We start from the raw sequence: 20096 nt of genomic DNA, 5'->3' as shown, positions 1-20096 counted from the left end.
TATGTTATACCAACGTAGTAGTGCTTTATTCAATGAAGCAAAAAAAGTTATTCCAGGCGGTGTTAACTCACCAGTACGTGCATTTAAAGCTGTTGGAGGCGATCCTATTTTTGTTAAAAAAGCCGAAGGCGCTTACCTGTACGACGAAGATGGAAACCGACTAATTGATTACATTAACTCCTGGGGACCTATGATTTTAGGCCATGCCCACCCCCCTGTAGTTGATGCCGTAGTTACCAAAGCCAAATTAGGCACCAGTTTTGGTATGCCTACCGAAATTGAAACCAAAATAGCAGAATTGGCAGTAAGCATGGTGCCAAATATTGATAAAATTCGTTTTGTAAACTCAGGGACTGAAGCTTGTATGAGCGCTGTGCGTTTAGCGCGTGGCTTTACTGGCAGGGATAAAATTATCAAATTTGCGGGTTGCTATCATGGCCATAGCGATTCTTTTTTAATACAAGCTGGTAGCGGTGCCGTTACTTTTGGATCACCAAATAGCCCAGGCGTTACTGCTGGCACAGCAAAAGACACCCTACTTGCGGAATATAATAATTTGGCAAATGTGGAAACATTGGTGAATGCCAACAAAAATGAACTTGCCTGCATTATTGTTGAACCTGTGGCAGGAAACATGGGATGCATTCCACCTGCAAAAGGATTTTTAGAAGGACTGCGTAGTCTTTGTGATGCCCATCAAATTTTATTGATTTTTGATGAAGTTATGACTGGCTTTAGGCTAGCTGCTGGTGGTGTTCAGGAATTACTAAATGTAAATGCCGACATTGTTACTTTTGGAAAAGTAATTGGTGGCGGACTGCCTGTAGGTGCCTTTGCATCGCGAAACGAAATCATGGAATTTTTAGCCCCACTGGGGCCTGTTTACCAAGCAGGAACTTTAAGCGGAAATCCTTTAGCTATGGCTGCTGGACTTGCTATGTTGACTGAACTAAACGAAGACAAAGAAGTATTTACCCGCTTAGCTGAAAAAACTGCTTATTTACACAAAGGGATTGCCAGCGCACTTACAAAACATCATGTTGCTCATACGATCAACCGAATTGGCTCCATGATATCAGTACATTTTAGCGCAGAGACTGTGGTGGATTTTTCATCTTCGGCAAAAGGAAATAATGATACTTTTAAACAATTTTTCCATGGCATGTTAAAAAATGGTATTTATATTGCCCCTAGTGCTTTTGAATCCTGGTTTATCACCGATGCACTTAGCTATGGTGACCTAGATGAAACCATTTCGGCAGTTGAAAAAATAGCACCTACTTTAAAGTAATTTTAGATTTTTATGTGACCCTCTTTTTAAAATGCGATTCATTACATAAAAGAGCCTATTTTTACTCAATATTATAAAAAAGAACCCATTAGTGTTAAACTAATGGGTTCTTTTATTTTCAATTCAAATCATACGATTTACTAACAGGACTTACTATATCAAGTGCAAAATGTATACAATATGAATATGTGTTTCAGCCTATTTATAGATTTATTCAGCGGAACAGCTCCAAAATTACCTTAATCAGTTTTTGGCACTTGGAAAAATCAAAAACAATACTAGCAGAATGACTTGGGCAACAACAATTGCTTCTACACTCTACTATACAGCTTAGTATTAATTTTGAAAACATAACACTAAATCATATTCTTTTTAGCACTAAGCCTATATTTTTTATAACTTAACAAAACTATTGACAAAATACAATATGAATAATCATGGCTGATTTGAATTTAAGATTTTAATTTACAAGCTTTTAAAAAAAACGTCTTTTTTCGACTAGCAATGGATTGGTTTTTATTATTCGCCATGCATAAACCTTAAAAAACAAATTTGCATATCAATATTTGATAAAATGATACGAAAAATCCTATATGCCATTACGCTGATTTCCGCTGTATTATTAGTTTTTTTAGTTTTTGACATTATTAAATTTTCAAAAAATCAAGACAAGCTACTATTAATTAAAGGAAACAATACTACTGCTGAATTAAAAAAAAATATTAACGCTTCGCTAACCGAAGTAATACATACTGGTATATCTATAAAAAAACTGCTAGAAAGTCAAGAATTTTCTTCGGAGGATTTAGAAACTCTTATTAAAAATCGCTCCTTTGAATTACCTAACATTTTAGGGATTACTGTAGCCTACGAAGCGTACGCATTTTCTGAAAAAACAGCGTTATACGCACCTTACTACGATAAAAATCAACACAAACTATTACAAATTGGTGAATTGTATGATTATACAAACCCCTCCCTAGCTACCTCAAGCTGGTATAGTAATGTTGCTAAAAAAGGAGCACACTGGATAGAACCCTATTATGCGCAAGCTGCTCAAACACTAGTTTCAGACTACAGCATTCCTTTTTATTACAAAAGTGGACCTAACAAAGGCCAATTTCGTGGCGTAGTTTCAATGACCATTTCATTAAAAGGATTCACGGATATGATACATTCCATAAGTTTGGGTAAAACTGGCTTTGGCTTTGTTACTTCAAAAGCAGGAAATCTACTTGCTCACCCTATAAACGAGTTTGTAGGTTTAAAAACTATTAATGATTTAATTAATGAAGAAAAAAACAATGACCTAAAAAAAGCTTATCAGGAAATTTTGAACCATAAAACAGGTAATATTATTTATAATGACAAAGCAAAAAATCAGAAAGCCCTGTTTTTTTATGATAATGTTCCCGCTTCCAACTGGAAAATTGCCGTACAATTTTTTAAAAATGATTTGCTAAAAAATCAAGAGCTGTTTAAAAGAAAGTACATTGATTTATCAATTGTAACCAGTATTTTGTTCTTACTTTTACTTGTAAACTATTATAATAGAGACCAATTATCAACTTCCGAAATTTGGTATTTGAGCCTATTTAGTGCCACTATTCTGCTTGCTAATGTTTTTTTAGTTGGCTACTTACAGCATACAAAAGCCAGTGTGAATGTTCGTAATGAAAGTCCTCCTATTACTGACAAAACATCAGTAAATAATATTGTAAATTCACAACAATTTAAAACCAAAAAGCTTTCAAAAAAATCAAAAATAGTAATCCCTACAGGTATTTTTGTGGAACAGCTTGAGTTTAGCGATTCCTACAACGTAAATATGAGTGGCGTTTTATGGCAAAAACACCCCAATGATTATGCAAAAATTACTCCCAAAGGATTTAAATTTCCTCAGCTTGCTCCGTTTGCGGAATCAGCTTTTATTGGGGAAGCCTACCGTAAACAACACAAAAATTACTTGCTAATTGGCTACAACTTTAGAACCACTATCCGTTTAAATTTCGATTACAGCGATTATCCTTTTGATAAACGAAATATTGATTTGGAAATTCAACCAAATAAAAATACCGAAAATATACTACTAGTCCCCGACTTAGAAAGCTACACCTACACTAATCCTTTGGAAAAAAGTGGCGTAAGTAAAAAAATTAAGCTCCCGGGGAGTAAAATTTTAGAAACCTATTTTAATTATTCTTTTTATACCTACGCCACTAATTTTGGTTTTAAGGATAATACTGTTTTTGAAGAAACGCCAATTTTGCATTTTAATATTAACGTCCGCGAAGTTTTAATAACCGCCTTTGTGACCTACCTCATTCCAATTTTTGTTACACTTATTATGATTTTTATATTCATATATTCGACACCCCGTTCTAAAGACGGCCGTATTGATGGAGGTACTATTGTTCAGGGAATGACTGCTTTTTTCTTTGTATTAATTTTTTCGCATATCGATCTTCGGAAAAACATTGAAACTGCCGATTTAATTTACATGGAATATTTTTACTTTATCACTTACATAATTATCATTTTAGCCACCTATAACTTGATTACTTTTTCAAGAATTCCACATAGATTATTCGATTTTAAAGATAACCTTATTGTAAAAGCTTCCTATTGGCCTTTATTTTTATTAATGGTTTTAATGACCACACTGTTTAACTTTTATTGAATTTTTTCGAGTTATCTACTCACTATATTTAAAAAGCAACGATAATTTATTTTTACATAATTCTTTATCAAAAGCATATACTGAAACGATTGTTTTAAAATAAGTATTTCATATTAAAAATTTCGAAAACAAAGTTGTAACACCATTTCCTGCTTGAATTTACCTTTAAGAATTAAACCAGATTCTAATTAAATGTATTCAGCTTAATTGTTTTTTAACGGCTCTGTAAAAACTTATTTTAATACCTGGCGACAGTGTTTCGTTATAATATTCAGTAGTAAAATGAAGCAATTCCACTTTTAATTCGGGATAATTTTTGGCAATTTTTAAAAGCATCCAAAAAGCTCTTATTCGGGTCGAAGGTATTTTTTTAACATCTTCCCAAATTGTCATACAACAATCGAACAATTTCCCTTCCTGAATTTTGCTCAGTTTCATTTGATCTAAAATGATAAGTAACTGGCGTTGGTGCCCATCATTGTTTTTCACGTTACCCAAGCAATCAATAAATGCATTTATATGTTCCTGCAATCGGACATCATTTTTTTTCATCATATGCCCAATCAACATAGCACATCGCCATGCTTGTTTGTGATTTAAGTCTAATGACGTAGCTAGCAAATCCGGAAACAGGTGCGGTTGCCTCCTCATGTAACTAATCATTTGCGAATTTTTATTAAAACGCTCAAAAATATACGCTATTGATGGGGTGTGTTTGGGCATGTTCAAATTTAAGAAATACCACTGAATATACGAACCCTAGTTTCAATTCAGACCTATACCGTTTCCAGTACTAAATTACTCATTAAAATGATTAATTTCCGCTTGGATCTTCAAAATAAACAACATCTTAGCCAAGGTTACGCTTATGTTTTCATTCTAGTTAAAACAAAAAAATCTCAATTTTTATTTGAGTAATTCAGGATCAGCATCCGTATTAGCTTATTAATTGTTGGGTTGAAGGCTAAAGGTTAAAGAAAAATAGCTTTCGGCTTTCAGGCATCATTTTTAGCACTCCTCGTCTATCGCAGTAGCACTTAGTTTATTCATAAATCCTAAGAAAATTTGCTTTCCAAATTATTCTAAATCGAAAAAACGCCAATGTTTATAAGCGAAGTAATCTGTACTCATTCAAAACAAAAACAAACTACATCAGTACAATTGACGTGACCTCTTTTTAAAATTCATATTTTTATCAAATAAATCAATTAATTAATTTATCATGAAAAAATCAATAATTTGTATAGCATTAGCATCCACTACATTATTTACCAGTTGTATTGGGTCTTTTAGTGCATTTAACGGCTTACGAGAGTGGAATGAAAATGTTACGGACAACCAATTTGGAAACGAAGTTATCTTTATTGCCCTTTGGGTAATTCCAGTTTACGGACTGGCAACTTTAGGTGATTTACTTGTTTTTAATGCTATTGAGTTTTGGGGTGGCGATAACCCTATTGCTATGAATGAAGGAGATTCCGAAACGCGAACTGTAACAAGTAGAGGAAATACGTATGAAATTACTGCAACTAAAAATAAATTTCACGTAGCTATTGTTGATGGTAAAAGAAAAGGAGAAACTAGCGATTTGATTTATACTCCCGAAGATAAAAGCTGGAGTACTATTACGGCTGATGGTAAAAAGGTAAAACTAACTTCGCTTAAAAAAGGATTACGCATGGTACATTTACCAAATGGCGAGTCCATTGAAATCCATAAAGGAATGTCAAAAGCTGCTACTAAGCATTACTTAAGCGAAAAATTAGCTGAAAATAACTACTGCCAGTACGCTGAATTAGAATAAGCTGATGTTGAGACAGTTTTAAATAAATACACAGGGGGGGGCTTTTAGCCCCCCTGTGTATTTATTACTTTAAAAAAGTAAAGCAAGTGTGTATTTATACACCTTTTCTGAATTATTTGTAGTTAGGGTAAAATTTCTGGTAAGATTTACAAGCCTAGTAGATAAATTGGATTTCTTAGGATAATTTAGTCCATTATAACTAGTATTAGACAAGATACTGTTTTTTAACACATCGCCCGTTGGTATCGGAAATTCCACACTTTGAGTTATTCTGTTTTTAGCTCCAGAATAAAACTCTTCACTTGCAATAAACAAACCTACGCCTGGCGAAGTTTGAATTAAATCAGTGGCATAGTTATTATTAGCTTCATGATCCACCGAAACAATTGTACTTACTGCTCCCTCTTCCAACGTTTCTGTATTTACATTACTGCCTTCAATTCTTTTAATATTTGATTCGCTATCTTTAAAAAATGTATTGATAACTATAGATGATACATTGCCACTATTAGTAAAAGAAGTTCTTTTTTTAAAGTTTACGTCGCCATTAGGTTGGTAAACAATTTCCTCATTAGCAGTCACCCTGTTATCCAAAGCATTTTTAAAAACAAACCTTGAAAGTTCATCATTTGTATATTCTGGTAGTAAAATCAAATTTTCACTAAACTCCGTAAAAACACTGCTTTGATTTATACGCTCAATTAAATTTTGATCAGTCCATGATACTGCTTGATTGACAGACACCAAACGCTCCCGAGTAGTTGGCGGATTAATTGATCTATTGTAATTTTTAATTCTACTTTGTGTATCGTAATCAAACTTTTCAGTAATTACTCGTACGATTCCATTACCCAAATCAATAGTTTCCGTAACTAATTTAGGTAGTAAAATCACTTTGGGTGTTTTATTTTTTTCAGTTAACGAAAAGTTTAAAAAAGGAATTTCTAATTTTTCAGAATTTCCTTTTGACACTATAAATTTACCGAATAATTTACCCTCAGGAGTTTCGTGTTCAATTACCAAACTTGATGAGCCTTTAGTTTGACTCAAAATTTTTTGTCCACTTGTTGCTACTCCTGCTTCAATTTGTTTATTAAGGCCGTCAAGCTTAAACAACTCCCCTTCAGTAGTTTTTAGACTTAAGCTATAGTCATCACTAAGCTTTTCAATAGTTCCTGATGAAATATCAAAGGAAGTTGCATTTTTAAGTGGCAGATCCATGCCCGCTACACCTGTTTTTTCGCTTTCGCAAGAAAGTAGTGCAATAGCTACAAAACTGCTTACAAATACTGTACTGAAATTTTTCATTTTACAAATAGTTTAATTGATTAATTCCTTGTAAAATTGTTATTTTTCAGTTTAGTGACTGTAAGTGAAAACACTTAAATTGCCTTACAAAACAAAAGCATAATGTTTCATTAACACTATGCTTTTGTTTCCAATATCCTACTGTGTTTTTTTACAAGAGCAAAAAAACATAAATCACTGAATGGTAATCGTTTCACGAAATAAGCAACCGATCTTTATTATTTAAAAAATCAATAACTTTTGATTTATTCTCAATTAAAAATAGCACTAATTTTCCTTGTCCACATTTATCAAATTTAACTGCTATATTCTGTCGGTGAGTTTCTATAGTTCTAGTACTGTTATGTAATGTTTGAGCAATCCGTTTTGTCGAATATCCCAACACGATAAGTTCTGTTATTTTTTTCTCTCTTGGGGTCAAATTTTTAATTGAGTTTTCGAATTCAATTTTGTTCATAGTTACCTTTTTTTATCAATTATTTTGTGTGTTTATATAATTAAAAAGCATTAATAAATAAATTACAGCTCTTGATTAAATTTGTTATTAATAGTTGATGCAATTAAACAGCATATAATATTATGACACCTATTAAATCATCCGTTTAAAATGTTTTATTCACTTGATACCTAAAACAAAACAGCACCTTAACCAGCTTAAATCAACTATTTACTTTCCTACTTAAAACTTAAACAATCCATCCTCAATTTTTAGTTGGGTAATTTATATTCAAAACTTGCATAAAAGTTTAACCTCCTACAACAACATCCGCAATCAAACAATAGTTTTACTTATATTAAGTACCAACTTATTACTCATTTATTCTATTTTTCCTAATAAATCTAGCTAGAGCTTATCAAAAACAAAAACATATTTTTTAGATCAATAAATCTATTTCTTCGATTTTGAAAAATTTAAGAAACCATCAAAAGAAAAACATGAAGAAAAACCCTACATTCAAGTAGCTGAAAATCAATTTTTTGAAATTATCATTTTCACTTAAAATATACTGAAACTAACTTATTGAAATCGATATCTAATTAACAATACAATCAAAAATAACCATCTGAATGATAAAAGTTTATGATTTATTTATGTTAATAATTGCTAAAAGAGACAAGAATTTAATCATAAAACCCCTTTTAAATTTATTTACATTCCAAAAATTAAACAACTTTTACTTGATTAGTCTAACTAATGGGGCAATAATAATTGTTAAAACACCCATTTACGCCCCATAAAATCTATTTCTACGGTAACTAATACCGTTTCTGAAGTCAAATTTCCATTCAAAATGCTTCTCTTTCACTTGACACTTCAAAATAAAACACCACCATAGCTAAAGTTACACTTATGCTTTCTTTATTGTTCAAACAAAAAATACCTAATTTTTATTGAAATAATCTAACATCAGATCTGGTATGGCTGCATAAAAATCTAGCCAAAAAATTCAAGCTTACATTTCATTCCTCAAAACTGGTTTAACTGAGCTAAATAATAGGCGTATGGAGCCTTTAGAAGGTAACATTGGTTTGATTAAAGTTAACATAAATTAAACAACCATTAATGTTTCCAAAACAAACAATTAATTGTAAAATATGCTGTTAGCATCATGTCCCCCAGGCCTATAATTTAGTTATTTATAAATAAAAAAAATGAACTTACAATTTGTTAAATACTTTATTACCCTATCCAACATTAAAAATTTTACTAAAGCTGCTGAGGAAGTAAATGTAGTGCAGTCCACATTTTCATCGGGCATAAAAAAGCTGGAAGACCATTTAGGGGTTCGATTATTTGAAAGAAGTAAAAGAAATGTAAAATTAACCCACGCTGGAGTTCAATTTTTGCCCAAAGCCAATGAACTCATATACCAGTGGCAGGAAATTGAGGCCAATTTTAACTTACGGTTAGATAATGAACTTCATATTGGTTTTTCAAAGAATATAGCATCAAATGATATTTTAAATCATATCAAGCATTTTAAAAAAGATAATGTTGACACAAAAATTAATTTATTGGAAAAAAAACACGAACTCCTTTCCGAATTATTGGAGCGCGATGAACTACATGTTTTTTTTACGGATAGAGAAATTCAAAATGAGAATTTTGATAAAATGATTGTAGCTACTGAAAAGCTTTTTTTTGCAATTCCAGAGGGTCATTATTTAGCTTCAAAAGCCTCTATTTCTCTTGATTCTATGAAAAAAGAACCCTTCATTCAAAGGGAGCATTGTTTGTTATACAATCAGGTGTATTCCGAACTTAACAAAAGAAAAATTAACCCGCAAATTGTTTTTTCAGCAGACAATAATGAAATAGTATCGGCATTGGTTTCCTTTGGAATGGGTATTACGTTAATGCCTTTACCAGTTTTTGATATTCCTAAAATAAAATTTATACCAATTAAAGAAACTAGTTTTTCGTTGAATTTATACTTAGTTTGGAAGAAAAATAACAGGCATAAAGCCTTAAATAATTTTATTGAAATAATAGGCGCAAAGGTTTTTTAAAATGCTTCTCTGATTCCAAAATACAATCCGTTATTTCCTTGATCACCAACCGCAAAATCAAAACGCAGGTTCAGCCTATCTTTATTGTCTAGTTGAAATCTAAGCCCTCCTCCTAATGAAGGATGCACATTGTCAAATTCTATTTTTTCATCAAAATTATGAACCATCCCTACTCCTGCAAAACCAGCTATTCCTATTTTCCAAATAAGTAAAGGTGAACGGTATTCAATTTGAAACGTATTAAGATTATTATCCCTGTACCTCCCTTTAAAATACCCTCTTAAATCCAGTCCACCCAATTCAGCATTTTGATTCCATGGAATCGTTCCAGTATTAATTTCAGCAGTAGTTTGAAATGCTAGAATATGATTTTTATTAGCTGATATTTTTTTATAAAATCGAACATCCAAACTATATTTACCAAAATCAAAATCGCTCCCTATTGCCTTAATAAACCCTTTATAATCAGCCCCAATATACCACCCCGATGCAGGGTTGATTGGATTTTTTCTGGTATCATACAATAAAGATGGTCCAACACCCGAAACAATATAAGGCTTGCTACCCAAATTACCTAAGGCATCCAAAAGTGCGTTTTCCGTAGTATCTACATCAAAAAAAGTATAAAAATTATACGATAACCCAACAAAAAAATTGTGCTTTACTGTTCTGTAAAAATTTAGTGCCATTAAAATTTCCTGATGATCCACATCTTCCTCATTACTCTCAGCTGTTGAATTCCCTAGACCCCAAAATTTATTAACCCGCCTTTTGTAATTTAGTTCGGCTTGCAACCGATAGTTATTGGCTAGTAAAAAAACATCTGGTCTAAGTAGAAAATTAATTTGACCATTGATACTGTAGGAAGCAAATCCAAATATAGTGTTGTACCGTTCTTCGCTTTTTTTCTTATAAAACCCTATTGCTCCTGCTGACAAACCAGTTTCGGGAGTGGAAAAAATTACAGGTTGAAGCGTAATTTTCTTTTCTTGAGAAAAGGAAAGAGAAAAACACAACACACCAAAAATGACTATAAAAAAAAATCTTTTCATTAATGTCTTAAATTTTATTAACCATAACATTCACACACTACCCATTCCAATTCTACTTGTATTTACGCCATATTTTGTATTGCTACTTTCTTTTTAGAAAAAGCCCAAAAAACAAATATTGTTGCAATTATTGACATTAAAAATGACACCAAAAACGGCGCGCCACTCATGTCCAAGGCATAAGATTCATTCTGGAATACTGAAAAAGTCTGAGTCATTACTATGGGACCAATTATAAGAGCCATTCCGCTAATTGAAGTGATCCCTCCCATTAAACTTCCTTGATCAACATAAGATAAATAAGAAGACATGATTCCCCTTAAGCATGGGCGCATTAAAGCCCCTAAACTACCTAAAAGTATAGTTACATAAACCAACCACTCCACGTTAACTACGGCATATAAATAAAACGCAGGTATGGCAAAACTAACGCCTATAAAAAATGTTTTTTTTGCGCCTAATTTGGGAATTAAGTATCGCGCCACTACATTCTGAACAAAAAAATTAGACAGGCCTACCGCTAATAAAGACCCGCCAATTTCTTTAACCCCCCAATTGAACTTTGCAATCATGTAATAAGACCAAATAGCTGTAAACGAATGAAATGAAATTTGATAAAGTAAAGATGCTATTAAAAGTTGAAAAGGTAAGGCAGTAGCCTTCAATTTTATAAAAACTTTTAGAGGTAAAAACTCATGCCACCTTAATTTTTGACACTTTTTTTGTTTTATAGTTTCTGGAATAAAAAAATAAACCAATCCTAAATTTATTAAAAATAACATTGCCCCAGCAATTAAGGGAACTTTTATACCGAATATATCTCCAATAGTCCCTCCTAAAAAAGGACCAACCATAAGCCCTAAACCTAGTGCAGAATTTACAACACTAAAATTAACAGCCCTTTTTTGAGGTTCGGAAATATCAACAACACATAAATTTACTGTAGCAATGGTTGCCGAAAAAATACCTGAAAATACACGCGCTAACAAAAACGAACCGATATTGTCTGCTACAGCCATAATCAAAAAATCTATACAACTGGCCAATATTGAAAAAAGCAACACCTTTCTTCTTCCGTACTTATCCGACAAGGATGCCATTATAGGGCTCATTAAAAATTGACCTACTGCGTATCCAAAAAGTAAATAGCCGCCCCACTGAGCTGCATCAGATAAGTTCCCACTAATAATATTCATTATCAATTGTGGCTTGATAGGTATAATCATACTAAATCCAATCATGTTAATTAGTAAGGTTACAAATAACAAGGAGAGTATTGATTTTCTATTTTGAGGTTTTTTTTGCACTTGCATTTTAGTTTTGGTATTATTTATGAAACCAATTTTTCCACCATTCCACAAATGCCTGAGTCCGGTATTCATCAGCCTGAAATGGCCCTGGCGTGTAGTATAAAGAGCTTACACCTTGTTGACTTTCTTCTACCAGTTTGATATCTTGTTTTAAAGTAGTATTCCACAACCAGGTTAAATCTTCTGTTGACCCTTCAAAATCCTTTGCCGTAATCCAAAATACATCAACCTTTGTTTGCTCCACGGCTATAGGTCTTACACAAAAAAGAATCACATAATCCACATAAGCCATATAAAATAAAAATGGGCCTAAGCATCCAAAAATAGCGCCACCTTCAAACCCTGCCGCGCCATTAAATGCTGGACCTAATCGTTTTCCATTTTTGCTTGCTGTTAAGTTTCCCTTTCCTAAAGGTAATGACACATTAAAACTGAACATCGCTTTATCCATTTCCAAATCAGCATCCTCAGGCGTGATCCAACCTTTTTTTTGTGCTTGTATCCGCCATTTGATGTCATCGCTAACATAAACATCTTCATTGCCATTTTCAAATTGAGTGATAAAACCTTTATTTTCCGATAGCTCTGGGTGGCTTGATGCACAATGCCAGCACTCTAAAAAGTTTTCTGTCCATAATTTCCAATTCGCTTTTACATCATACTGCTTAGTTGCACTTACTTTTCCTTCACTTAGGCACAATAATCCTAATGCCTTATCTAATGCATTTAAATGCAATACATTTTCATTAGTTTTATTGTAAAAGGTAAGCCCTCCTGCTTCATGTACTTGTAGTTTTCTTAAACACAGTCCTTTTAACAAACCTGCCTCATCACCACGAGCATGAGCCAATGCGCCATCTAATTTGTAATTCCAGCCATGGTACGGACATACTATGGATTTTAAATTGCTGATTTTTTCAGTTCCTCCAAGGTTATTTCCCTGTAATAAACGCTTTCCTCTGTGCCTGCAACTATTCGCTAAAGCACGAATTGTTCCATCTTTCCCCCTTACTGTGATAATACTTTCCTTGGCAATGTCCGTAACCGTATAGCTGCCTTTTTTTTCTAAATGACATGAGGGAACAGCCATAACAGGTAACGTTCTAAATAAAAAACGCCTTTCCTTTTCAAAAACTTCAGGATCCGTGTAAGCCGAACCTGATAAGGTTTTTGTTGTATTGCCTTCTGCTACGTGTTGGTTAAAGTTATTCATTACCTAAATTTATAGTGCATATTTTTCCTCGTTCAACAACTTGTTTGCTGCATTTGTAAAAATTGATTCCTCTTTTGAAATCTGAATCAATTTTTCCCTCCAGGTTGCAGCTGGCAACATATCATAATAGGTTTTAAGTTGTGCCCTAGCGGTAGTAATAATCACCTCAGGATCTTCGGGATAATCATTGATCAATTTTTCAAATGCAATACTTGTTTGGGTTCCTATTTTACGCAGATTAATGGCATGTCCGGCACTTTTCAATTTAAATACGTATTTATACACCTCAAACAACCGTAAGTCCCTTTGATTACATCCCTTTTCAATAGCCCAATTCATAGCTACTAATGCCTCGGTACGGTAAAATTTTTTTTCTGCTTCATCATCCCCATTAACCCCTAATAAGATTAAAGTTTTTACCAGTGCCACTAAATTTTCATTACTTTCAAATGCTTTTATCCTTAGCGTTTTTAAGTAAGGCACTATCAGGTTACGCTCCCCGTTAGTCAACGCTTTTGTTGCTATATATAGTAACGATTCTTGCTCGGTTAGTAACAATGCTTCGTCTTTTGTTTTCGAAATAAAATTAGCATCAAGCTCCCATATATCTACATCAAAAATTTCTTTGATCACATTATAAGTTCGTCCATCTTTTAATTGGGGTTTTAGCTTATTCCAGTTTGCCATTACGTAGGACATTCCCTTTGACTCCACAAAAAGCGCTACTAAATATGCAGATAATCGGTGCACTTTATTGTCGCCTTTAATTGGTGCTGCAAAATTTGTTTCCACAGGAACTACGTGGGAAAAATAAGGATCATAAGTCCAATCAGTTTCAATCATCGCTGCCATGCTGGGACGATTCCAATAGGTTTGTTCCACATCCACATCCAGGCCCACCCCTTTTACCTCATATTCCAGTAATGTTGCCAATCCTTCATCTAAAAAAAGAGCTCTGGACATCAGCGTACAATGCGTAATTTCATGCACTAACAAGGATTGATCCTCAATAGTTTTTTTACTAATCATAATAAAACCAAAACCGCTTATCCCCGTAATCGCATGTACGGGTGTGTCATCGGGTACTATTTCAATTACTAATGAGGGAATTTCTAATCCAAGTTTATCGCTTACCCATGTTTGTGCTTTATTAATCACTTGAGTTTGCTCTTTGGTCAATGCCTGTTCCAACGAAAACACCTTTTCCGAAGCCTGATATATACTTTTTAATCCATCAGCTAAATCGTAAGCCAATTCCAACCATGTTCCCTGGGCACCTAAATTGGCCAATTCTTCTGCTGTATTTTTTGCCGTTTCCCATTCGCTTTTTGCCGCTGTATGACATAAATATGCAAATAACGTTGACGGCTTATTTATAGTGTTTTCTGAAATATTCATAGTAAAATGTTTGTTATTTATGTCCCACGATAAAGCTGATTAAATAATTTTCTTCCAATCCATCTATTTTTAAAAGTTTATTCACCTCATCATCTAATGCACCACCCCATGTAAGGGTACTTAAATTCATACTTGCTCCAGCCAGTCCTAATTGCTGAATGATTCCACCAGCTTCAATTAATCCAAAACGATATCCAATAGGGCCGTATTTGTCCACACTGCGATTAAACACTCCGCTTAATACGACAATTGCACCACAGGCTACTTGATTAAGCTTACGCTGAAGTGCGTGTGCAATTTGTTTTTTAGATATGTTTTTATTTAAAATAGTGACGCTATGCTTCCTTGGATCATAATTACAACAACTCCATGTCGAATGATTCTCGTTTGGTAAAAACGCATATATTTCCACAGGAAATAACGCTCCTGCCGAAGCATAAGATCGTTGATGAATTATTGCATTTTTATTTACCGATGATGTAGTTACCCTTGTTGCTCGTATACTTGACAACAAATTGGACAATTCTTGCTCCGATAATGGCTGTGGTTTAAATTTGGTATCTGTAGCGCGCTTTTGTAACACTTCCTCAAAAGAATGTTCAAATGCATGTGGTTTTGGTAGTTTTTTTTCAACACTAAAAACATAGCTTTTTTTATTTCTGGAGTCTAAATAAATTTGAGCATTGTTGGACAAATGATGCGAAATTGATTTTACCAAAGTTGGCTTTAATGCAAGCGTCATTTTAGTATTTTCATGAAATGATGCCACCCTATTTTTAAACTCCTGCCTTTGGGTATATTCAGCAGATTGCGCTTCTTTACTTAAATAATAATCTAATGTTTTTGTACTCATAATTTAATTTTCTAACCAAGTTTACAATCGCTCTACGTCCCTTTCTTTTTTATGGAAATGGATGAATATTTGTATTTATTGGAGTATTGGCATCCATACCTTTGTAGGTTAAAAAACTTTCAAATCGTCTTCTGTCCAGTGGTACTCTGTTGTATCCACACCACATGGGCTGTAGCCCCGGTACAATTGCTTTAATTACGCACAAACCCAACTCCTTAATATCATTAGGGGTATTATCCACTAAGTAGGAGGCATAACCTTGCTCAAAAAGTTTATTCACCATATATTCAGACTGCTCCTTATGCCCCGAATTTTTTACACATGAAGTAGCATCATCTTCAAAAAGTGTCGATAATTCATTACCACTCCACAGGAAAGATGCTGTTTCTTCATTTTCTTCGTTCAAATAATACTTTACATGATCCGCAAATTGTTTCACTTCTGTTTCTTCAATGGCAGTAGGACGATGCCTCATTTCCTGACACCAATTCAGGGTATGAAAACATTCTATAACTGCCTTTTCCAATGCTTTTTCAGGGGCCACATTGCTTGATGCTCCTAGGGCAATTCCTGGTTTCCCATGTTGTCGTGCTATAGTTATAATTGCAGGTATTCCGATATCAGTGGTCATATCCCCAATAAAAAGATCTACCCCATCAAATTCTAATAGCTTTTTTAATTCAGGCGAACTGTGCTTAATAGCAGTTTCAAGTGGTATTTTTTTCGGAGACAGGCGTGCTGCCCAATGAAGTGAATAAGCATCCCGTTCTATTACCTCATTTAATCCTCCGCAAATAGCCCATTCTTTTGTTGGTCCGCAAGCCAAACCTGTACTGTAGGAGTCCGTTAAATATTCTGATTTATCTTCATACTTGTAGGCAAAATAAGCTAAAGAGGCAGGCATAAGCACCTCATTATGATTGTTTAATGAATTAGCACTGGTCCATCCAACTTTTATTTTAGGATTATGGGCATTGTATTTAAAATCAGTGGTAGCGTATTGTTCTTTTGTAAACAATATAAAATCATCAGGATGCACGTATGCTTCTGGCACTAATTCGCTTGACTTTTCCCAAATTACAGTATCTTCATCGTAAATAGCACCTGCGTACCGCTCCAACCCTTCGCCAACAGCTGACCATATGGCCGTTTCTCGGTCTAAAGCCGCACCAGCTGATTTTCGCTCCATAGTATATTTTTCCCTGTCGGAAGAAGAAATTATGAATGGATTTTGAAATTCCGTTACTGCGATAAAAATCTCAGGTTCATCTGATGATAACGGAGCTTCTTTTACAAAACGAATAATGCCGAAATCAACATCCAATACTTTATCTAATATCTTTCTTAAACTAGCATCCATAGATTAACTATTAACAACTTCGGAATCTTTAATTAAATCGCGATAATTACGCACTGCGCGTTTGGTATTACAACTGCATATTTTACAGCGCGGTAATTTTAATATTGGTGAGTGTGTTGTTTGAAATAATAAAGGATCAACAGTGATTATTGTTGATACTCCTGACAACCTGTAATATCCTTGTAAAATCAACAGTATCTGCCTGGTAATTAATGCTGAAGCCAAGTTATCCAATACTGCACCTCCTTCATAGGTGGGCAAATTATTTGAACTACAATTCATGTACGACCTCATTTCATCCACAAATAAGTTTGATGCCAGTTCCCTCTGATAGGCACATTCCAAACATGCAGTATCTTTGGGCACAACATAAGGACCTATTCTAAATTTCCCATTAATCCATCGGAAAAACAGGGTTGACTGATCCGCTTCAATAGCCTTTTTATTTTCATCGCTTAAAAAATGATAATCGTCCTGATCTGCAACAACTATTTTTAAAGCATTAGGATTTCCAGATTCATTGATTTTTACTTTGGCATTTTGTAATGAGGTTCGGACTATTGCTGCCAATATACCCTTACCTACAATGGCTACCGATCTTGGTAAACTACCTTCATACTTTTGCTCATTATTTAAACTTAATTTTGCAATTCTATTGAATTGATTATCATTTGTATGCTTACTACTTAAAAATCCTTTAGCAAATAATAACTCAATTAATTCCTCCATTAAATTTGCATCTAGCCTGGATATATCTAGGGATGGATCTTTTAAAAAATTGAGTATTTGGTTAATTTCTGAAGCATATTTATCAAACGTAATATTATCTCCATTAGGTTGACGGATTTGTAAACGCGTATCATCAACTTTAATCCAATGTATATCTGGATGTAATATTAAATCATTTGTGTTTAATTGCATCTTATGTTTATTAAGGATTTGTGGATGTATTCAATTGACTATTATTTGTTATCACTAATCTGAAAAGACTAATTGACTGCCACATAAAGGTATTTTTACTCCATATAGCGTTTATTTAAAATAAGAAAACTTAAAATCAACGGCTTCTATGGTAAAATTTATGCTATTGCTAATACATTTTTCAACAACCACATTAAGGCTTTTTATTCATAAGAATACAGTATAGTAAGTTGTTAAAATATTGTTTTATCTTGCATCAATAAGTAAAGTTTTTTTTTGAGTCAAAGTTTTAATATGTACTTGTAACTAATTTGTACACTTTGATTTTTATAATTGTACTATTGAAATTAGACTTCAATAGCACAATTAATTCAGTGAAAATTATCTAATTACTAGATAATCTTAACCACAACAGCTTGAACTTGAGCTACAAGCCCCAGCTACTAAAGTGTTGTCGAATCCCTCTACTACTGCTACTCCTTGCATAGAAGAGTAAGCACTGATTGTTTTAGCATTTTTCATAATGATAAAATTTAAAAATTAATAAATTATTTACACCTCAAATATATTTCATCATGAAACATGATTTCTAAGTGTAAATACTTAGTTTCTTATTTTTTTACAATAAACTAAGTATTCATTATCCTTTTATTTCAGGTTTTATTTTAGCACTGCTGCTGATTTTACTTTACTCCAATAAAAATCAAGAAGTTATTAGAGATCTTCGTAACAAATCAAAACATCTTTTCGGTAGGCAAAAAATGAAGGCGTTATTGACTGACCCAATACTTGATTGTGGGAAAAGCGATTAATAGGTAAGTGCTATTTTGAAAAACTAGTGATTGGCAATTTCAAAACCCCATAATAAATTCCGCCCTCCTAGATCATGACTGCGTATTATGTACATCAAAAAAGGCTATCTAAAATTAGACAGCCTTTAACAAATTTACTTTTCAAACAATCAATTAATACCTATAGTATTCAGGTTTAAAAGGTCCCTCTACGGTTACGCCTATATATTCAGCTTGATCTGGTCTTAATTCTTCCAGCTCCACACCTAAACGTTTTAAATGCAAACGCGCTACCTTTTCATCCAAATGCTTTGGCAACATGTACACTTCATTTTTATACGCAGCTGAGTTATTCCACAGTTCCAATTGCGCTAAAGTTTGGTTAGTAAATGAATTACTCATTACAAAACTTGGATGACCAGTAGCACAACCTAAGTTTACTAAACGCCCTTCAGCTAAAACAATAATATCTTTACCGTCAATAGTATATTTATCTACCTGAGGCTTAATTTCATCTTTGGTATTTCCATAAGCGCCATTTAACCAGGCCATATCAATTTCATTATCAAAATGACCAATGTTGCATACTATAGTTTTATCCTTCATGGCACGGAAATGCTTTTCAAGAATAATATCTTTATTCCCTGTAGTTGTAATTACAATATCTGCATTTGGGATAATAGTTTCCATCTTTTTCACCTCATATCCATCCATAGCTGCTTGTAATGCACAAATTGGATCAATTTCAGTAACCGTAACAATAGCACCCGCTCCACTAAATGAAGCCGCAGTACCTTTACCTACATCACCATAACCTGCAACAACAACACGTTTACCTGCTAACATGATGTCGGTAGCTCTACGGATTGCATCTACGGCACTTTCACGACATCCGTATTTGTTATCAAATTTTGATTTAGTAACTGAGTCATTTACATTAATGGCTGGCATTGGTAGCGTACCATTTTTAACACGCTCGTATAAACGATGTACGCCCGTGGTAGTCTCTTCTGACAATCCTTTGATATCCCCAACCAATTCTGGGTAACGGTCCAGTACCATATTTGTTAAATCACCTCCATCATCCAAAATCATGTTTAGTGGCTTTCTATCTTCACCAAAAAAAAGTGTTTGCTCAATACACCAGTCAAATTCCTCTTCATTCATTCCTTTCCAAGCATACACTGGTATTCCTGCCGCAGCGATAGCCGCAGCCGCTTGATCTTGAGTTGAAAAAATATTACAACTACTCCAAGTCACTTCTGCGCCAAGCGCAATTAAAGTTTCAATAAGTACGGCAGTTTGGATAGTCATATGTAAACATCCTGCAATACGTGCTCCTTTTAAAGGCTGCTCATCTTTATATTCTTCACGCAAGGACATTAAACCTGGCATTTCAGCTTCAGCTAATTCAATTTCTTTACGCCCCCAGTCTGCTAAGGAAATATCTTTTACTTTGTGGGCTACGTATGGTGTTGCGGTAGTACTCATAGATTTTTGTTTTTGTTAGTCGTATAACTATTTTTGACTTACTTTGTGCACTTAAAAATTGACACCTCCCAAAGGGTGTGTTTCCGTTTTTAAGAAGTGCAAAGTTACAAAAT

The 20096-nt window shown here is 33.7% G+C and carries 15 protein-coding genes; 4 read left to right on the top strand and 11 right to left on the bottom strand.

Translation table 11 applies throughout. The features are described 5' to 3' along the window. The first annotated feature begins 1 nt into the window (after nt 1). Nucleotides 2-1291 (top strand): glutamate-1-semialdehyde 2,1-aminomutase, encoded by a 1290-nt coding sequence (gene hemL, locus GMC_RS0115925; RefSeq protein ID WP_010523086.1) that lies wholly within the window; start codon nt 2-4, stop codon nt 1289-1291. Nucleotides 1292-1865: 574 nt separating this feature from the next. Beyond that, nucleotides 1866-3971 carry a PDC sensor domain-containing protein gene (locus tag GMC_RS0115920; protein ID WP_010523085.1) on the top strand — a complete coding sequence of 702 codons (2106 nt, stop codon included), beginning with the start codon at nt 1866-1868 and terminating at the stop codon, nt 3969-3971. Between the two features lie 198 nt (nt 3972-4169). On the opposite strand, the gene GMC_RS0115915 is transcribed toward GMC_RS0115920, so the two are convergent. Further along, complete coding sequence (locus tag GMC_RS0115915; protein ID WP_010523084.1) at nt 4170-4694, bottom strand: HEAT-like fold family protein; 525 nt, start codon at nt 4692-4694, stop codon at nt 4170-4172. A 499-nt stretch (nt 4695-5193) separates the two neighbouring features. Here GMC_RS0115915 and GMC_RS0115910 point away from each other — a divergent pair, with 499 nt between their 5' ends. After that, a complete protein-coding gene (locus GMC_RS0115910) occupies nt 5194-5775 on the top strand; it encodes a DUF3332 domain-containing protein (RefSeq protein WP_010523083.1) in 582 nt (193 codons plus the stop codon). A 69-nt stretch (nt 5776-5844) separates the two neighbouring features. On the opposite strand, the gene GMC_RS0115905 is transcribed toward GMC_RS0115910, so the two are convergent. Next, nucleotides 5845-7083, bottom strand: a complete 1239-nt coding sequence (locus GMC_RS0115905) for a hypothetical protein (protein ID WP_010523082.1) — start codon at nt 7081-7083, stop codon at nt 5845-5847. Between the two features lie 193 nt (nt 7084-7276). Then, the gene (locus GMC_RS0115900; RefSeq protein WP_010523081.1) at nt 7277-7540 is read right to left on the bottom strand and encodes a response regulator transcription factor; all 264 of its coding nucleotides are present in this window, start codon (nt 7538-7540) and stop codon (nt 7277-7279) included. A gap of 1196 nt (nt 7541-8736) precedes the next feature. On the opposite strand from GMC_RS0115900, the gene GMC_RS0115895 reads away from it, so the two are divergent. Beyond that, nucleotides 8737-9594, top strand: coding sequence for a LysR family transcriptional regulator (locus tag GMC_RS0115895; RefSeq protein ID WP_010523080.1), 858 nt, complete (start codon nt 8737-8739; stop codon nt 9592-9594). On the opposite strand, the gene GMC_RS0115890 is transcribed toward GMC_RS0115895, so the two are convergent. The 8 genes from GMC_RS0115890 to ahcY form a co-directional block, all read right to left on the bottom strand. Next, complete coding sequence (locus GMC_RS0115890) at nt 9591-10646, bottom strand: BamA/TamA family outer membrane protein (RefSeq protein WP_010523079.1); 1056 nt, start codon at nt 10644-10646, stop codon at nt 9591-9593. The two genes, GMC_RS0115895 and GMC_RS0115890, sit on opposite strands and share 4 nt — an antisense overlap. Before the next feature lie 62 nt (nt 10647-10708). Continuing rightward, nucleotides 10709-12028: an MFS transporter gene (locus GMC_RS0115885; protein ID WP_094766312.1), complete on the bottom strand. Its 1320-nt coding sequence runs from the start codon at nt 12026-12028 to the stop codon at nt 10709-10711. Beyond that, the gene (locus GMC_RS0115880) at nt 11973-13169 is read right to left on the bottom strand and encodes an aromatic ring-hydroxylating oxygenase subunit alpha (protein WP_010523077.1); all 1197 of its coding nucleotides are present in this window, start codon (nt 13167-13169) and stop codon (nt 11973-11975) included. The genes GMC_RS0115885 and GMC_RS0115880 overlap by 56 nt, the downstream gene beginning before the upstream one ends. Before the next feature lie 9 nt (nt 13170-13178). Then, entirely contained in the window at nt 13179-14567 is a 1389-nt protein-coding gene (locus tag GMC_RS0115875; RefSeq protein ID WP_010523076.1) for a hypothetical protein, read from the bottom strand. 13 nt (nt 14568-14580) lie between these two features. Next, entirely contained in the window at nt 14581-15420 is an 840-nt protein-coding gene (locus tag GMC_RS20890; RefSeq protein ID WP_010523075.1) for a SagB/ThcOx family dehydrogenase, read from the bottom strand. Nucleotides 15421-15469: 49 nt separating this feature from the next. After that, nucleotides 15470-16780, bottom strand: a complete 1311-nt coding sequence (locus tag GMC_RS0115865; RefSeq protein ID WP_010523074.1) for a YcaO-like family protein — start codon at nt 16778-16780, stop codon at nt 15470-15472. Between the two features lie 3 nt (nt 16781-16783). Further along, on the bottom strand, nt 16784-17701 hold the full coding sequence (locus tag GMC_RS0115860) for a TOMM precursor leader peptide-binding protein (RefSeq protein WP_010523073.1): 918 nt from the start codon (nt 17699-17701) through the stop codon (nt 16784-16786). Between the two features lie 965 nt (nt 17702-18666). Next, complete coding sequence (ahcY, locus tag GMC_RS0115850; RefSeq protein ID WP_010523072.1) at nt 18667-19983, bottom strand: adenosylhomocysteinase; 1317 nt, start codon at nt 19981-19983, stop codon at nt 18667-18669. Nucleotides 19984-20096: the final 113 nt, after the last annotated feature.

Source organism: Aquimarina agarivorans (genome assembly GCF_000218485.1).
GTDB classification, from domain to species: domain Bacteria; phylum Bacteroidota; class Bacteroidia; order Flavobacteriales; family Flavobacteriaceae; genus Aquimarina; species Aquimarina agarivorans.
This window is presented reverse-complemented; position numbering and strand designations above follow the sequence as displayed.

Excerpts from the sequence above, each read along its gene's own strand:
- hemL (WP_010523086.1), top strand. The coding sequence starts at position 2 with ATGTTATACCAACGTAGTAGTGCTTTATTCAATGAAGCAAAAAAAGTT.
- GMC_RS0115920 (WP_010523085.1), top strand. The coding sequence starts at position 1,866 with ATGATACGAAAAATCCTATATGCCATTACGCTGATTTCCGCTGTATTA.
- GMC_RS0115915 (WP_010523084.1), bottom strand. The coding sequence starts at position 4,694 with ATGCCCAAACACACCCCATCAATAGCGTATATTTTTGAGCGTTTTAAT.
- GMC_RS0115910 (WP_010523083.1), top strand. The coding sequence starts at position 5,194 with ATGAAAAAATCAATAATTTGTATAGCATTAGCATCCACTACATTATTT.
- GMC_RS0115905 (WP_010523082.1), bottom strand. The coding sequence starts at position 7,083 with ATGAAAAATTTCAGTACAGTATTTGTAAGCAGTTTTGTAGCTATTGCA.
- GMC_RS0115900 (WP_010523081.1), bottom strand. The coding sequence starts at position 7,540 with ATGAACAAAATTGAATTCGAAAACTCAATTAAAAATTTGACCCCAAGA.
- GMC_RS0115895 (WP_010523080.1), top strand. The coding sequence starts at position 8,737 with ATGAACTTACAATTTGTTAAATACTTTATTACCCTATCCAACATTAAA.
- GMC_RS0115890 (WP_010523079.1), bottom strand. The coding sequence starts at position 10,646 with ATGAAAAGATTTTTTTTTATAGTCATTTTTGGTGTGTTGTGTTTTTCT.
- GMC_RS0115885 (WP_094766312.1), bottom strand. The coding sequence starts at position 12,028 with ATGAATACCGGACTCAGGCATTTGTGGAATGGTGGAAAAATTGGTTTC.
- GMC_RS0115880 (WP_010523077.1), bottom strand. The coding sequence starts at position 13,169 with ATGAATAACTTTAACCAACACGTAGCAGAAGGCAATACAACAAAAACC.
- GMC_RS0115875 (WP_010523076.1), bottom strand. The coding sequence starts at position 14,567 with ATGAATATTTCAGAAAACACTATAAATAAGCCGTCAACGTTATTTGCA.
- GMC_RS20890 (WP_010523075.1), bottom strand. The coding sequence starts at position 15,420 with ATGAGTACAAAAACATTAGATTATTATTTAAGTAAAGAAGCGCAATCT.
- GMC_RS0115865 (WP_010523074.1), bottom strand. The coding sequence starts at position 16,780 with ATGGATGCTAGTTTAAGAAAGATATTAGATAAAGTATTGGATGTTGAT.
- GMC_RS0115860 (WP_010523073.1), bottom strand. The coding sequence starts at position 17,701 with ATGCAATTAAACACAAATGATTTAATATTACATCCAGATATACATTGG.
- ahcY (WP_010523072.1), bottom strand. The coding sequence starts at position 19,983 with ATGAGTACTACCGCAACACCATACGTAGCCCACAAAGTAAAAGATATT.